We start from the raw sequence: 16,175 nt of genomic DNA on the forward strand, positions 1-16,175 counted from the left end.
CTCGGACCGCCGTGGCGGTCGGCCTGCGCAAGCGCATGCCATGGCGGACGGGGAGGCGGCGAGGGCGCCGCCGAGAGAGCAGGGCGCAGACGTCCGGTCCGCCACGCATTTGCCCCACCCGGGCGGGGGCGAGGACGCGGCCCCGCACCCGGCGCACCACCTGAAGATCGTGCGCAATCACGCCGCGACCTCGACTCGCTGCCAACACTCCACCGCCACTCATTGATCGGTGTAGGACGTCCCGTTCGTGCGTATCTCCGCGCGCCAGTGCTCCCCGTCCGGCCAGTGCCCAACAGACACCGACCCGTCGCCGTGCAGGGTCCACACCGATGTACTGCACCGCCGGCCGGTCGGCACATTCGAATGCCACGCCGGTGATCTCATCCGCGGGTCCGGTCACCTCGGCCGGCACCGCGCCCTCGCTCTTGATCAGGAACTTCACTATCCATCCTCCGTCCGAATCGGTCGGGTCGTTGCCTGGTTGCGAGGAGCCGGTTCGACATGGTCGGACCCGAGACGAAGCGACGAGCCGGCGGCTTACCCAATCGGATGCCGGATCGGCGGGCGTAACGCCGACCCGGCATCCGATTCACTCCGTCAGCGCCTCGTTCTGGGCGTCGTACCAAGCCTGATCGGACTCGAATATGCGGCCACACCCGGACGCGCATTTCGTCTGTCCCGGAAGGATGTCGGGGTCGCTCAGGCCCCGCGTGTATTGCCGGCCGGACATGTGGGCACACCCGCCCGCCTTGTGTATGGCTGCGATTCGGTTGCCCACCTCGTGCGCCTCGGCCATCTGCATGTCGACGCCGAACGCCGCCCCGACGTCGCCACGTATAGTGCGACTCGGGCGATTGCACGGCAATCGCCCCAGACGCCTGACATACGCCGGCGAACTCTTGGCCGCGCGGCGACCGGGCCCCCCTCGTGTGGCGTCCCGCGTGGCGGGACAGCTCCGATCGTCGTGCCGGTCCGCTCCTCGACGGAAGGGGCTGTGGTACCCCGGGTGTTCGAGCCCCGGGGTACCACAGGAGGGGTCAGACGCCGAACGCGGCGGGGTACTGGATGGTTCCGGCGGGGACCGTGCGGGTGTTGTCGAGGGCCATGGCCATCATGGCCTCGTCCGGTACCTCGAAGGGTGCGCGGATACCGAGGCGGGAGGCCGGTGTGAAGCCGAACCGCGGGTAGTAGTCGGCGTGTCCCAGGACGAGGACGAGGTTTTCACCCATGGCCCGGGCGGCGTCGAGTGCGGCGCGGATGGCGGCGGAGCCGGCGCCGGTGCGCTGGGCCGAGGGCAGCACCGCGCAGGGTGCCAGGGCGAGGGCGGGTGCGCCGTCGACGTGGCAGCGGGTGAGCAGCGCGTACCCGGTCGCGGTGCCGTCGGGGGCCGCGGCGACCATGGACAGTCCGGCGATCCACGCCTTCGGGTCGGCGCGCAGGGCGTCGACGATGTCGGCCTCCAGGGCGGTGGGGAAGGCCGCGAGGAGGATGTCGCGGATGGCGGGGATGTCCTCGGTGGTCTCGGAACAGGTGGTCCAGGTGGTCATGGTTTCGTCCTCGGTGGTGTCGGGAGTGTGGTCGTGGGGGCGGAGGATGTAGACGGCGTAGTTGTAGTCGCTGCCGTGTTCGCGCCGCATGTGGATCTCTGTCCGGTGTGCGGCCAGGGCCTGCGGCGTGCCGGGGTGCTGGGGGTCCGCTCGGTCCATGCGCCGGGTGAGCGGCGCGTAGTACTCGTCCCACCAGTCGCTTTCCGGCAGTGGCCGGTGCGCGGGGAGACGGTAGCCGGCGGCCTGTGCGGCGTCGGTGCTTGCGGCGTGGGTGCGCAGCGGGTAGGCCGCGTCCCAGTAGGCGCGTACCGGGCGGCGGGGCTGGGCACGGTCCATTCGATTTCGGTGACGACGAGGACGCCGCCCGGGGCGGGCAGGCGACGCCGGGCGCGCAGGGCGACGTCGAAGCCGATGGTGTAGACGGACCCCTCGGCCCTGATCACGTCGAAGCTGTGATCGGGGACGGGCAGCCGGTCCATCGAGCGGTTGACGACCGTGATCCGGTCGTCCAAGCCCCGGCGGGCCGCTTCGGCGGCGAGGCTGTCCAGGTACGGCTGGTGCAGGTCGACCGCGGTCACGTGCGCGCCGGCTTCTTCGGCCGGCGGCAGTGTGGAGCGGCCGGGGCCGCAGCCCGCGTCCAGGACCTGCGGGTGCTCGGGCAGCGGTCCGGCCGTCTGCAGCGCGTGCCGTGTGGTGGCGTCCGAGCCCGGGCCCTGCCGGGGCAGGTCGCGGTGCAGGGTGAACAACGCCTGCGTCACCGGGTCGCCGCCGGGGGTGGGGGTGTCGTTGTTGTTCACTTCCGGTGCTCCCGGAACTGGTAGGTGGCGCGCAGGTGGCGTGTGATGTCCTTCCTGGTGGCCTCGCGCTCGGCGCGCAGCCGCGAGTCGGTGCGGGAGGCGGAGTAGGCGTTCTCGCGCAGTAGTCGGTGGTAGCTGTCCAGGCGGCGTTGGGGAATCTCGCCTGTCTCGACGGCGGCGAGCACCGCGCAGCCGGGTTCGTTCACGTGTGCGCAGTCCGTGAACCGGCAGGCCTGTGCGAGGTGCTCGATCTCGGCGAAGGTCTGTTCCAGCCCGCTCTGGGCGTCGTGGAGACCGATCGCGCGCAGGCCGGGGGTGTCCAGTAGGACCCCGCTGCCGGGTAGCGGGAGCAGTTCCCGCCAGGAAGTGGTGTGTCGGCCCTTGCCGTCCACCTCGCGGACGGCGCCGGTGGCCAGCCGGTCCTCGGCCAGCAACCGGTTGCCCAGGGTGGACTTGCCCGCTCCGGAAGGGCCGAGCAGCACGATGGTGCCGTTCAGGACGGCGGTCAGGGTGTCCAGGCCTTGTCCGGTCACGGCGCTGGTGACCAGTACGTCCACACCGGCGGCCACCCCGGACACCTGCTCCTCGGCGGAGGGCGGGTCCGCGCATGCGTCGGCCTTGGTGAGCACCACGACCGGCTGGGCGCCGCTCTCCCATGCCAGGGCGAGCATGCGTTCGGTTCGACCGTGTTTGAGCGGTGCCGCGAGCGACACCGTCACCACGACGGTGTCGACGTTGGCGGCCAGGACCTGGCCGTGCGAGGTACGCGAAGAAGACGAGCGCACCAGGGCGGTGCGACGTTCCAGCATCGCGTGCAGCACCGGCGCGCGGCCGGTGGTGGCGGGGCGCAGTGCCGCCCAGTCTCCCGTGCACGGTGCCGACAACGGATCACCGTGATCGGCGGTGCCGGGAATCTCCGCACGGACGATTCCGGCGTCGGTGACTGCTTCGCACGAGCCGCGTTCGGCTCGCACGATGCGGGCGGGGATCAGTCCGGCGGCGCGATGGGGTGCGAAGGCGTGCTCACACGCCTCGTCCCAGCCGTAGTCCGCCAGGGAATACGGTTGAGCATGATGCGAAAAGGATTGAGACAACGTAGGGACCCTTGAAAAGGGACCCCGATCGGCACAGTGGATTGCCTTCCGCGAGCTGTCAGGGCTCTTGCGGGGGCATCGCCGTCAGGTCAGACCGGGGCCCGGGACGTGAGGATGGTCCGGCGGGCACTGCACACGGCAGCGGCCTTGGCGACAGACATCAACTCACCCCCCAATTCTGGTCCCGCAGTGACCTGGTTGTCTCTGCGCCGGTGATGCTAGCACCTCCGTTCCCGGCTTCGGACAATGCCGGGAACGGAGGTGCGTCGGCGCACGGTTCGGCTCGGGCGGCGGGGTCGCGTGCGGCGACATGTCGCGCCCCGGTGTCGACGCCGGGGCGGGCGTACCGGTCCTGGGGGCGGACGCAGGCGTGGCGGGAGCGGGCCGGCAGCATCGGGGCGGAGGCTGCGGACTCGGTCCAGGTCCGGGTGCTTTGGCGCAGCTTGGCACAGGGACCGGCCGTCCGGGCCCTCGATGTCCTTGATGTACTCGGGGGAGGTGAGCGGGTTGGCCGGCGGCCGATTGTTCTCCTCGAAGACGAGTCGACGCCCGCCGGCGAACATCCCGCGGGTCGAGCCCGGTCGGGTGCACGCGGACACGCAAGGTCGGAGTTTCCCGTCTTCGGGCCGGCGCACGTCCTGGGCATGCAGCACACCGGTAAGCGGGACTTCGCGGAACTGCGGTGATGGCGCGGGCCTCGACGGCGTCGGCCGCCGGGCGTTCGCCGGGTTCGGGCTGCTCCGTGCGTTCGCCCGTGAGACGGTTGCTGTCATGACAGTTGGCGCGACCCCGGGCGGCGAGGTTGTACTCGAGACGAGTCGCCTGCTGCTCAGACCTTGGCGGGTGGCCGAGGCTGTCGTCCAGCGTGAGCTGTGGATTGAACGTGATCCACGAGTGCCGCCGCACCGCCGAATCGACGCGGACGGACACCCCACGGTCGCGGAGCTCGAGGATTCGATCCGCACCAACCAACCGAGACCGAACGGAAGGAAGCGGACGCGGTGTACGGGACCACCCTGTGTCGGCAAAAGCGGATGCGGCACACGCTCGATGCCGGAGCGCTCGGGACGGAACATCACGGTGGCCGTCAAACCCTTCATAGTGGGTCTCGCTGAGACTGGTGGTCGGATCGAGGTCGGCCGCACCTCAACGTAGGTGCCCCGGCCGATCCGCGCCCGAGTACGCATACTCAATCGCCCCTTCAATGCCCGCAGACGCCACCCGCGCAGATACACGCTCGTGCCCCCGGCCTCGTGCGCTCCAGACGCGGTGTCCGCGGCCGCCGACCGGCGTGGGTCTCTAGTCGAACCTCGACAGGATCCGGCGGATGATCCGCTGCAGTTCCTCGTCGCTCTCGAGCGCTCTGGACCAGCCGTCGCGGCGCGCAAGCGCCAGCGCGGCCCTGAGCGTCGGCACCGCCGGTTCCGCGGCCGCGCCCATCCGGTCCAGGCAGGCCACACTGTGGTTGGCCGTCGAGGAGTTCACCTCCCACGCCCGCAGCAGCGTGTTCAGCACCGTCTGTGCCTCGGGCTCGCCGAACAGGTCCCACAGTGCCGTGGCGGCGTGGACCCGCTGCCACTCGTAGTCGTGCGTCAGCGCCTCCCGCAGGTGTGCCACCAGAGCGGCCGGGACCGGGGGGGCCGATAGGGCCGAGCAGGTCCCCCACCTCGCGGATCCAGGACGCGCCTTCGGATTCCGCCAGTTCGACGATCACCGCCCGCACCTCGTCGTGCTCGCCGCCGAGGGCGTGCAGAGCCTTGACGGCGGCGATTCGAACGCGCGTCTCGGGAGCCGCGGTCAACCGCCGGACCAGCGGCAGGGCGGACGCGGCTGCCACCCTGAACGGTGCCAGGGCCTTCAGCGCCGCGTCGGCGGTGCCCCAATGCCCGTCGCGTACTGCGGCCGCCAGCGTGTCGACGATCGCGGGCACCGCGCTTGCGTCCCCGAGCCGGGACAGGGCATACAGCAGCGGATGCGCGGTGCCCTCGAACCACGACCGCGCGAGGTCGGCGTCGCGCAGGTGCCCGCACAACCGCGGTACCAGGACCTGCGACGCCTGAGGCAGATGGCCCGCGACCGGGAACGTCCGCCAGGTGTCGACCCCACCGTCCAACGCCACCAGCAGACACGGCAGCGCCCGCACGTCACCGAACCGGGCCGGCACACACACGGCCGACTGGTGCGCCCGCCGCAACTCCGGGTCGGGATCGGCCCACACGTTCGGGCCGCGCTCGGCACGCCGCGCCGCGACGTGCAACGCCAACGCCTCGCGGGCCGGCCCGGCGATCGCGTGGCAGGTGTCCAGGACGGCGGCCGCCTCGGCGGCGACTTCCCCGTCTTGTGAGCCGAGCTGGTCCGCGACCAGCAGGAGGAGCGCCCCGTGGTCGCCGCGCCAGTTCTTCACTAGGTCGCCGCTCATGCGTATCGCGTCCAGGCGCGTGCCCGGATCGGAGCTGCGCAGCTGCGCGGTCAGCAACTCCGTGCGCAGCGCGACACGTTCGGCGAGTGCCTCGTGCAGGGTGCGAAGCGTACCGGTGGTGAGCGCGTACACGCGCGTGAACCGCTCGAGGTCGTCGAACGCGGCCGCGACCCGCGGTGGCACGTCCTGTGTCGTCACCGCTTCCGGTGTGGGATGCCGCCACGTGCGTTCCGACGGAGCGCCGGCCGCGATCTCGTCGAGCAACTCGACCGCTGTCGCAACGACTTCGGGCCCGATCGACTCCGGGGTGCAGCGGGCGCGCTGGGCCACGGCCGCCAGCCGGGTCTGCGCGTGTGCGTCCGCGTCGGCGGCCACGGCGGCGAGCCACGCCCGCGCGTTCTCGGACACGGCCGGGAGCCGCAGGGCCGGCGTCGTCATGGCCTCGATGACCGCCAACTGTTCGACGAGTCCGTGTTCGGCCGGCAGCCGATCGCGCAGCAGCGCGGCAGCGCGGGCTCCGCCGCCGTCGTCGACGAACAGCGCCAGGGCGGGGATCGCGGCCCGGCGCACGCTCGGGTCGGGATCGGCGGTGAACGCGACCAGTGTGTCGGCGCGCCGGCGCAGTCCGGTGACGGCGTCCAGGCATGCCCGGGAGGGTTCGTATCCGAAGGAGTGGTCGAGGGATGCCATGGCGTCGTGCCCGATGCCGACGATCGTCTCCACCACGGCGGCACGATCGGGGGTGGCGGCATCACAGGCGAGTTCGACCAGGAACGCAATGCTCGCAGCCGTGGCGTCGTAGACGCTGTTCTGATGGCAGACCGAGGCGTGGAACTCGTCGAACGCGGTGGTGCGCTCCTTGGCGTCCGCCGAACCCATGGCCCGTAGCAGAGCCGGGACCTCCTCTGCCGAGCCGTACGCGTGCCCCAGCGAAGCCCAGTCGATGTCGTCGATTCCGTGGAACATGCGGGCACAGTGCCGCGTCGGACCCTCGCTCACGGACCGGAAGACTTCGGGTCCCAGGGCAGGGATCGCATGGATTGCGGTGATCCGGGGGAGTTCGATCTCGGTGTGTTCGTCGCGGCGGCTGTTCACCGGTGGGAACGTCCCGGAGAATGCCGGCGACACCGATACGTGGGACAGGAGGAGGTCGTTGATCGGTTTCGCGCATCGCGCCAAGGGCGGGGCAGTCCTCGGCGGACACCGGGGCCGCCACGGGCCGTTCGGCACCGACGGCCCGCACCCTTCGACGAACCTGCGTCTGGTTCCCCGGTCCTGCACCCATCCCGACGCCCGGGCCCTGCTGCGCGCCCTGTACGCGGAACAGGTCGCCCTCCACGGATTCGCCGACCACCCCGACGCCACCGAGCCCCGCGACTTCGAACCCCCCGAGGGTTTGTTCGTCCTGACCTACGACGGACCGACGCCGATCGCCTGCGGCGGGTGGCGCACCCTGCCGGGCAGGACGGCGGAACTCGCGTACCTGTTCGTCGTCCCGGAACATCGCGACAGGGGCCACGGCCGCCACCTGCTCGCCACGCTGGAACACACCGCCGCCCAGGCCGGAGCACGACGCCTGGTCGCGGGGAGCGACACCCACACCGCCGACGCCCTCGCCGCCGCCGGATTCACGCCCTGTGACCCCCACTCCCGGCACCGGGACGCTGCGGCCGACCGAGTGGTGGCCAAACCGCTGTCGTCCGGTGCCGGCGCCCGCCCCCTGTCGGCCCCACCGCGCTGAGGAGCGGGTCCGCGCAGTCCATGGCGGCCGACTCTCGGCGGCCTCGCAGGGCCATGGCCTTCGGTACAGTCGGCGCGGCACGAGGAACCGGCCGACTTTTCGGCTCGGGCGAGCGATACGGACGTCGGGGATAGACGGTTGCGGGCATATCGACCCAGTGATCGGGCCGCGCAGCGGGATACGCGGTGGCGTGGGCAACCCTGAGCCCCGATTCAGGTCGACTCCACACGGACCGATCCCGACTACGCCTTCGAGGAACCGGGACTGTCGAAAGTGTGACCGAGCACCGGTGCCGGCACCGGGAACACGGGAGTCCTTTCGTCTGATTTCCGGGTGCGCGGGCCTCGCCATACGCGACGGCGCGAGAGAGGACCAGCGGCCGCACGACTGCGCCGACCAGCGCGCCGACGAACGCAAGAACCAGGATCGTCACAGAACCCTCCCGCCCCGCGCGGGCGTCCGGGCCGTCTCGACCCGCAGCCTAGTGCTCCGTGTCGGTGCCGACCGGCGCCGGGGCGCTGCCTTACGCGACGTCCGGATAGCCGGGCAGGTCCAGCGGCACCGGCGTGAGTGCCCTCGGACCGGGGCCGGTGGCCGCGTCGGGCAGAACCGCTGTCGGCCGTGGCGCCGCACCCTGTCGAGGTCGACGGCGAGGGATTCGAGTGCGTCGAACTCGGCGTTGCGGACCGGATGATCGAACGCTTCAAGGCGCAGGTGGCGCCGGCGACCAAGGGGGCGTGGGCGGGTGAGCGGGGACGGACGAGGGGAGGTCTGAGGGTGCCCGCTAGCGTGGCCGGATGGAGCGCAGCCCGCTGGACGAATGGCAAGCAGTGCGTCGCGTCGTCGACGGCGTTCGGCGCGATGGCGCGTTCGAAGCGCGGACCTCCACGAAGGCCCTCGCGGCCATTGCCGGCTGCACGGTGCCGTTGCTCGCGGCGATGGCGGGGTCGTTCGCGAGTCCGAATCCGGACACGCCGAAGGTGCTCGTCCCGGTCATGACGGTGCTGCTGGTGCCCGTCGTCGTGTGGATCGTCCGGCTGGTCGTGCCGCGCGTGCGGCTGCGGGTCGACGCGGACGGCATCGCGGTCCGCGGGCGGCGCGTCGTGGCGTGGGAGGACGTGGCCGAGTTCCGGACCGGGATCGCCGCTGGGCGGGCACCGCAAAGCTACGTGCTGGTCGAACGCGTCGGCGCCGCCGGCCCGCTGCCGCCCGTGAAGTTGCCGATTCTGCTCGACGTCGACACGGCGATTCTGCGCGCCGCGCTCAACACCCTCCTCGTCGAGCAGCGCGAAGGAACACAGCCCGGCCCCGGACCCGTCCGGCCGCGCCCGAGCCGGCCCTGACGCGACCCACTGCCCTACCCGCGGTAGTTCCGCCGGGGCGCGATCTCCGGCTCGGGCGGGCGCCGACTCGGCAGCGCCGGTTCGTCCGACCGCCGCAGCCCGGTCGTGTCGGCCACCGCCCACGTCGGCGGCTGCCGGTGCACCGCGTGCGGCGCGGGAGCGGCGGGTGCCGGGCGCCGAGCGGAGGACGGTGACCGAGTCCGGGCCGACGGCCGCCGCGGCTGCCGCGTCGGCCGGCAAGTCGATCCGGTAGCGGCAGCCCAGCCGCCGCCACCCGTCGGCGACCCGCAGCACTCCGCCGTGCCGCCCCACATTCCCGTGCGCCATCCGCACCCGGGCGTCGTCGCTCGGCCGATGCGCGCGACCGGCAGGGTGTACTGCCGGGCGCCGAGCAGTTGCGTCGCCGTGCCGACGGCCTGCTCGAGGAGGTCCGCCGGCGTCACCGACATCCACCCGGGAAACGCGGTCGCCTCCCGCGGACACCTGCGCGGCGGAGGACTGTTCGCGATTCCGCGCGTGGTCTCGTGTTCGTCGACAATCACTCGCTGCACCTGGTTGCGGGGGAGAGGTTTTCCTGGGACTGGCCGTATTCCGGGAACACCACCGGTCTCGTCCAGGCCCGGGACGACGAGGTCCGCCTGAAGAGCGGGCCGGCGACGTGTGTGCGGATGCCGTTGACGGTGGAGGTCCACGACACGGACCCGGGCACGCCCGCAGGCGGGTGGGAGGACGTCGCGGAGTCCTCGCTGACCGTGCACACCGACGACTTCCACGTCGTGGAGATCTGCGACGTCCCCTCCGTGCGCCTGCCCCTGGGCCCCGACGGGGCGGCCGCGTACCGGGTCCGGGTCCACGCCCACGGACGGGGCCTGGAATACGACGGCAGCGCCGGCGACCCGGCGGGCGAGCGCTACCTCGTCCAACTGTGGCCCGCGGCCCACGCCCCGGACCGCGTCGTACGGCTGAGCGCCTTCGCCCGGCGCGGCCTGGACGCCGCGATCGCCCACGCCCGCAACCCCCTGCCACCTCTCCTGCTCCCACCCGGGCACCCGCACGGGCGCCCCACGACCGAACCGCGCCCGATGTCCGCGCCCGCGTCGGCCGGCGGGCAACGCCCCACAACCATCGAGGCCGTGCGGCGGACCGCGGACGACGACCGACAAATTCCTCCCGACCGCTAGCCTGCGGTCCATGAGTCCGGATGCCGAACTGCGCGCGTTGGCGGCCCAAAAGAATCTTCCCGCCGACCTGGTGTGGCGTCTGCTCCGACACCCGCAGGCCCGCCGCACGGTGGCGCTGCTGCGCGAAGATCTGACCGAGGCGATGATCCAGGAGATCATCGCGCTCGGCTCCATACGCTCCCTCTCGGTCAACGCCTCCGTCCCCGCCGACATCAGGGCCCGCCTGGCGAAGCACCCGGAATCGATCGTCCGGTGCGGGATCGCCACCAGCGTCGCCGACGATCCGCCGGGACTGCTCGCCCGGCTGGCGGACGATCCGGATCCCTCCGTGCGGATGTTCCTCACGGGGAACGATCATCTGCCGCCAGAACTGTTGGCCCGTCTGGCCGCGGATCCGGATCCGCGTGTGCGCCGGCAGATCGTCCACCACTGGCGTGACGCCCCGGGCCGTGTGCGTCGGGCCTTGATGACCGATCCCAACCCCCAGGTCCGCAGGGACAGTGTCCGGAAGTACGTCCCTCCGGCGGACCTGCTGCCCGCCGTCCTCGCCGACCCCGAGACCCGCGCCGCCGCCGTCGAATACGTGCCCCCGTCGCCGGAGTTGGCCGCCGACCCCGATTCCGCCGTACGCGTGGCCGTCGCCGACCATCCGGACCTTCCCACGGACCTGCGCGACCAACTCGCGGAAGATCCGGACATGTTCGTCCGCAACGCGATCGCGGCCCGCCCGGACACCCCACCGGCTTTGCGCGAGCGGATCGTGGCCACCCTGCAGACCGACAACCCCGTCGCCGAGTGGGCCCTGAGGTACCGCCGCAATCCCAACGTCGGGGGCACACCGTCACCGGACCCGCCGATACTCACCCGGGAACAGGCGGAAGCACTCCTGGCCCGGGCCGACTTATAGCGCGAACGAGGCGGGGCGGCCGAGGGGGAGGCCCCGCTTTCAGGTTGCGGGGAGGAGCCGGATCACGCCCACCGACGCGTCGTCCCCATGCACGTGTGCGGCCCTCACGCGCCATCGGCCGGCCTCGACCGGGACGGGCGCCTGCTCGGGGAGACCGCCCCCGCCGCGATACCCGACGTCCAACTCGTTCCCGGCAATCACGGAGTCCATCAGCACTGCGGCCCCGTCCGTCTCCCAGACGCCGCAGTCCTCCCACACGGTCTCCCGGTCGGCGATGACGGCTTCCGCCATGGCAAGGAGTTCCGCCTCGGAGCCGGCCCCGAGCCACCGCACGAACGCCCGCAGATCCGGCACGAAGCAGCTGCTCGCCGGCTCATCGCCCAACACCAGCGCCCGGGCACCGCCGGTTCCGACGGCGAGCACCCCGGCCAAGCCCTCCACGTCACAGGCACGGTCGTAGTCCTCGCGGGCTCCCGTCCGACCCCACGACTGCGACGAGCCCGTCCAGTCCGCTCGCGCCGAGAGTGGGACCACGATCAGCGGACCGCCCGTCGACTCCACCCAAGACAAGGAGTTGCGGACCGCGCCGAAAGCACCGGACGACACTTCATGCATGCGGTGATTGTTCACCGACCCGTCGAACCCCCATCCACCTGGTGTCCGACAGCTTCACGCCCCGACTCAGCCTGGAGAACCGGGGCTGCGGTGGCCGTAGCGGGTGAGGTCGGCGGAGCGTTGGCCGGGGGGTTGGAGGTCGGCGTAGGGGTGTTGGAGTGCTCCGGTGCCGTGGACGAGGATGCGCCGTGGTTGGGCGGGGGTGGGGTGCGCGGTGGGGGTGCCGAGGAGGTCGAGGGCGGCTTGGGGTCCGTGGTCGCGGCGGAGGGTGGCGATCTCGTCGAGGTCCCAGGCCATGGTGCCGACGATGGTGCGCCGGCGGCCGCGGACTTGGATCTTGCCTCGGACCAGGAGGAGCCCGGAGTGGAAGACGGTGTGGGCGCAGGCGGGGTGGGAGTCCTCGAAGAAGGCGAGGTCGACGAGGCCGGAGCCGTCCTCGAGGGTGACGAAGATGACGCGTTTGCCGGAGGCGATGGGTGGGGTCTGGGTGGAGGCGCGGACGCCGGCGACCAGGACCTGCCGGCCTGCCGGTTGTTCGGCGAGGTGGGCGGCGTCGACGGCGCCGATCTCGCGGAGGAGTCGGTGGTGGTGTTCCATCAGGTGCCGGGAGAGGTCGATGCCCAGGACGTGGAGTTCGGCGCCGACGGCTTCACGGGTGGTCATTTCCGGCAGGCCGCTGGGGGCGGTGGCGTCGAGTCGGCTGTCGGCGAGGGGGAGTTGGCCGTCGCCGACCCTGCGGGTGCGGCGGTGGAGTTCGGGCAGTTGCAGGAGCAGGTCCCGGCGGGTGAGGCGTCCGTCGTGGAGGCCGTCGAGGGCGCCGATGCGGGCGAGGTGTTCGGCGGTGGGCAGGGCGGGGCGGGCGCGTTGCCACAGGTCGGACACGGAGGTGTAGGGGCGGCCGGCGTCGATGCGGGCGCATTCCTCGTCGGTGATGCCGCGCACCGCCGACAGCGCCAGGCGCACCCCCCACGTGCCGTCGCCGGTCTGCTCGATGGTGTGGCCGGGGCGGGAGCGGTTGACGTCGACGGGCAGGATCGGGACCCGGTGGCGGCGGGCGTCGGCGACGATCACCCGGCGCGGCCACATCCCCGGATCGTGCTCGAGGAGCCCGGCGTACAGCGCGGCGGGGTGGTGGGCCTTGAGCCACGCGCTCTGCAACGCGGGCACCGCGAACGCCACGGCGTGTGCGCGGCAGAAGCCGTACGCACCGAAGCTCTCGACGATGCGCCACACCTCCTCGCGCACTTCGGGGGTGTAGCCGCGGGTGGCGGCGCGTTGGTGGAACCAGGTCCGGAGCGAGGGCAGGCGGTCGCGGTCGCCGAGTGCGCGGCGGGCGACGTCGGCCAGCGCCAGGTCGCAACCGGTCATCACGGACAGCAGGCCCATGATCTGTTCGTGCCAGATGGTGACGCCGTAGGTGTCGGCGAGGACGGGCTCCAGGTCGGGGTGGGGGTAGGTGGGGGCGGCGCCGTGGCGGGCGGCGATGTACCGCTCGGGCATGCCGCCCGCGACCGGTCCGGGCCGGAACAGGGAGATGTCGGCGATGACGTCCTGGACGCCGCGCGGTTGCAGGCGGCTGAGCAGGTCCTGTTGTCCGGGGCTCTCGAGCTGGAACATGCCGATGGTGTCGGATGCCTGGATCAGCTTGAACGCGAAGAAGTCGTCGAGCGGCACCTGGCGCGGGTCGTCGAGGTCGATGTGTTCGCCGGTGGTGCGCTCGACCTCGGCGACGGCGTGCGTCATCGCGGACTGCATCCGCACCCCCAGCACGTCCAACTTGATCAGGCCGAGGGCTTCGACCTCCTCCTTCGCGGCCTGGACCATGGGGAAGGCGTCGCCGGGCGTGGGCTGGACCGGCAGCCGGTCCAACAATGTGGCGTCGGTGATGATGACCCCGCACGGGTGCATCGCCATCCCGCGCGGCAACGCGTCCAATTTCTCGGCCAGTGCGAACAGCGGCCCGAATCGCCCCGCCTCGGCCGCCAGCGACCGCAATTCGGGCAACTCGGCCAGTGCGGTGGTGATTCCGCGGGCGCGGATGTGGGGGAAGGATTTGGCGATGCGGTCGATGTCGGGTGCGGCCAGGCCCAGGGCGAGGCCGACGTCGCGCAGCGCGTGGCGGGCCCGGTAGGTCTCGGGCATCGACGTCACCGCGACGCGCTCGCTCCCGAACCGTTCGAAGATCCTGCGATAGACGTCCAGGCGCCGGGCGGACTCCACGTCGATGTCCACGTCCGGCAGCGACGACCGGCGCTCGGACAGGAACCGTTCGAACAGCAGGCCGTGGTCCAGCGGATTGGCGGTGGCGATGTCCAGCGCGTGGCACACCATCGAACCCGCCCCCGACCCGCGCGCCGCCACCCGCACCCCCATCTCCCGTACGTCCGCGACCACCTGGCCGACGGTGAGGAAGTACGTGTCCACCCGCAGGCGTCCGATCACCTCCAGCTCCCGCGCCAACCGCTCCATCGCGGCCTCGTCGCGGTCCAGGCCGCGGCGGACCATCCCGGCCTGGCAACGCTCGCGCAACACCCGCGCCGCCGAGTCGGCCGTGGCACCGACCACGGCCGGCTCGGGGAAGAACGTGCCGCCCAGACCCAGGTCCGCCACCGGATCCACCCGGCACTCGTCGGCGGTGGCCGCGGTCCGCGCGAGCAGTGTTCGGGCCCGGTCGGGTCCGGCCCCGGCGGCGTCCGCGATCCGTGCCGCGGTCGCGGCCATCGCCGCCGGGTCCTTCAACCAGCGCTCGCGCGGATCGAGAACGTCCGGGCGATGGAAACGGATCGGGCGCAGCAGGCGGGCCGCGTCCAGGACGTCGGCGATCTTGTGCTGGTCGGGGTCGGCGTAGCGCACGGCGTTGGTCAACACCGCCGCCACCCCGACCCGGTCGGCCAGGTGCACGGTGCGGGCGGCCAGACGCGGCGAACCCGGCCCGGTCCCCGACGACCCGTAGTACAGACACTCCAGGCGCAGCGCGTCACCGAACAATTCACGCCACGGCGCCAGCAGGTGCTCGGCGGTGTCGAGGCGGCCGGCCGACAGCGCCCTCACCGGTTCCGAGGTCGGGCCGAGCAGCACGGTCAGTCCGGGTCCCGCGTGCTCGCGCAGCGCCGACCACGGCACCACCGGCGGCCCTTGGACGGCGTGTGCGGCCGAGACCAGGTGGCACAGCCGCGCCCAACCGGCCGCGTTGCGGGCGAGGAGGGTCACCCGCAGCGGGGGCTGTTCGACGTGGGCCCCGCCGCGGACCGGTGTTCGGCGCCGCTGTGCGCGGGGAGTGCTGGGCGCGGCGGGGGCGACGGCGACGTCTACGCCGAAAATGGGGCGCACGCGGTGGGCCGTGCAGGCATGCGCGAAGCGCACCGCGCCGCCGACGGTGTCGCGGTCCGTCAGCGCCAGCGTGGTCATGCCGCGCTCGGCGGCCCGCGCCACCAGGTCCTCGGGGTGGGAGGCGCCGTACCGGGCCGAGTAGCCCGACGCGACGTGCAGGTGCGCAAAACCGTCCACCGCGCACCTCCGCCCGCGTCCACCCCCCCTGTCCGAAAACTGCCTCTCATTCGGACAATAGTTCGAAGAGATCGACTTCGCCAACCGCCACCCCGGGCGTGATCGCCGATGGGACCGGCGTGCGATCGCGCGGCTGCGGCGGGTGGTCACCAGGTGTACGCCTCGGGTGCGGTGCGGCTTGGCTCCGTGCGGGCCGGGTGGCGGGAACAGTTCGTCCAGCGCGGCCAGGGTGGCGTCGTCGAGCCCGATCCGGAGCGCACGCAGCGAGCCGTCGAGGTGCCCGGCGGTCCGGGGGCCGATGATGGGCCCGGTCACGCCCTCCTGGGCGAGCAGCCAGGCCAGTCCGACGTGGGCGGGGTCCTCGCCGATGTCGGCGCTCGGCTTCTCGTGAGCCTCGACGGTTTCGCGGTGTTCAGCCGCACCTCGATGCCCCGCGGGCCCTGGCCCGGCCTCGCTCCGGCCCGCGCCGGCCGGGGCCCGAGCGGGTCGGGGCCGGTTTCGGTGCTCGGGACGGGCGGGGCGAGGTTGGACGGAGGTTCCTGAACCGCCGGCGGACTCGGGCCGGGGTGAGCCTTTTCGGTGCGGCCGGTCGTTCCCACGGTCGGCGGACGTCCTCGGCGAGTGGGCGGGCGAGGCGGAGTCGGAGTCGGGTGTGCGCCGTGATGACCAGCCAAGTCCACCGGTCGGCGGCTTCCGGGGTGCGGAGCTTCGGTCGGGTCCAGCCGAGTTTCCGCTTGGTGATCCGGAACGTGTGCTCCAGGTCGAAGCGTCGAAGGAACGCCTGCCACCGCCGGTCGACGGCGTCGGCGGTCAAGCCGGTGGCCGAGGACCACAGCCGGAGCGGCGGCGGGTCTCCGCCGCCGGGGCGGATGGTCGACCTCCGGGCGGAGCAACGTGCCCTCGATGTACGGGAGTTCGCCGTCGTCGTCGATCCACGCGGAGCGGGTGGTGAGCCCGGGGCGGATGCGGTCACGGGCCATCGCGCCTCGGGGCAGCGGTCCGAAATTCGCGCGTTCGTGACGAG

The 16,175-nt window shown here is 72.3% G+C and carries 9 protein-coding genes and 3 pseudogenes; 4 read left to right on the plus strand and 8 right to left on the minus strand.

The features are described from left to right. Positions 1-1,037: 1,037 nt before the first annotated feature. The 4 genes and pseudogenes from ACZOOI_RS43400 to ACZOOI_RS43415 all read right to left on the minus strand — a co-directional run bounded on the left by ACZOOI_RS43400 (position 1,038) and on the right by ACZOOI_RS43415 (position 6,823). Positions 1,038-1,883, minus strand: coding sequence for a GNAT family N-acetyltransferase (locus ACZOOI_RS43400; RefSeq protein ID WP_465282324.1), 846 nt, complete (start codon positions 1,881-1,883; stop codon positions 1,038-1,040). 59 nt (positions 1,884-1,942) lie between these two features. Continuing rightward, positions 1,943-2,344: pseudogene (locus ACZOOI_RS43405) on the minus strand (class I SAM-dependent methyltransferase); the annotation flags it as partial. Then, positions 2,341-3,438 carry a ribosome small subunit-dependent GTPase A gene (gene rsgA, locus ACZOOI_RS43410; RefSeq protein WP_465282325.1) on the minus strand — a complete coding sequence of 366 codons (1,098 nt, stop codon included), beginning with the start codon at positions 3,436-3,438 and terminating at the stop codon, positions 2,341-2,343. The pseudogene ACZOOI_RS43405 and the gene rsgA, both read right to left, overlap by 4 nt. A 1,201-nt stretch (positions 3,439-4,639) precedes the next feature. Beyond that, the gene (locus ACZOOI_RS43415) at positions 4,640-6,823 is read right to left on the minus strand and encodes a HEAT repeat domain-containing protein (RefSeq protein ID WP_465282326.1); all 2,184 of its coding nucleotides are present in this window, start codon (positions 6,821-6,823) and stop codon (positions 4,640-4,642) included. 187 nt (positions 6,824-7,010) lie between these two features. On the opposite strand from ACZOOI_RS43415, the gene ACZOOI_RS43420 reads away from it, so the two are divergent. The 4 genes from ACZOOI_RS43420 (at position 7,011) to ACZOOI_RS43435 (ending at position 11,029) form a co-directional block, all read left to right on the plus strand. Continuing rightward, complete coding sequence (locus ACZOOI_RS43420) at positions 7,011-7,598, plus strand: GNAT family N-acetyltransferase (RefSeq protein ID WP_465282327.1); 588 nt, start codon at positions 7,011-7,013, stop codon at positions 7,596-7,598. Between the two features lie 797 nt (positions 7,599-8,395). After that, entirely contained in the window at positions 8,396-8,941 is a 546-nt protein-coding gene (locus tag ACZOOI_RS43425) for a hypothetical protein (RefSeq protein ID WP_465282328.1), read from the plus strand. 524 nt (positions 8,942-9,465) lie between these two features. Beyond that, positions 9,466-10,122, plus strand: a complete 657-nt coding sequence (locus tag ACZOOI_RS43430; RefSeq protein ID WP_465282329.1) for a hypothetical protein — start codon at positions 9,466-9,468, stop codon at positions 10,120-10,122. A 10-nt stretch (positions 10,123-10,132) separates the two neighbouring features. Beyond that, positions 10,133-11,029 (plus strand): hypothetical protein, encoded by an 897-nt coding sequence (locus ACZOOI_RS43435; RefSeq protein WP_465282330.1) that lies wholly within the window; start codon positions 10,133-10,135, stop codon positions 11,027-11,029. Between the two features lie 39 nt (positions 11,030-11,068). Here the strand turns inward: ACZOOI_RS43435 and ACZOOI_RS43440 are convergent, their stop codons facing one another. The 4 genes and pseudogenes from ACZOOI_RS43440 to ACZOOI_RS43455 form a co-directional block, all read right to left on the minus strand. Beyond that, the gene (locus ACZOOI_RS43440) at positions 11,069-11,644 is read right to left on the minus strand and encodes an Imm21 family immunity protein (protein ID WP_465282331.1); all 576 of its coding nucleotides are present in this window, start codon (positions 11,642-11,644) and stop codon (positions 11,069-11,071) included. A 66-nt stretch (positions 11,645-11,710) separates the two neighbouring features. Continuing rightward, positions 11,711-15,151 carry a DNA polymerase III subunit alpha gene (locus ACZOOI_RS43445; protein WP_465282332.1) on the minus strand — a complete coding sequence of 1,147 codons (3,441 nt, stop codon included), beginning with the start codon at positions 15,149-15,151 and terminating at the stop codon, positions 11,711-11,713. 267 nt (positions 15,152-15,418) lie between these two features. Then, positions 15,419-15,574 (minus strand): annotated as a pseudogene (locus ACZOOI_RS43450) (aldo/keto reductase); the annotation flags it as partial. Positions 15,575-15,626: 52 nt separating this feature from the next. After that, a pseudogene (locus ACZOOI_RS43455) lies at positions 15,627-16,134 on the minus strand (NF041680 family putative transposase); the annotation flags it as partial. Between the last annotated feature and the right edge of the window lie 41 nt (positions 16,135-16,175).

It is taken from the genome of Embleya sp. L77, from assembly GCF_055557415.1.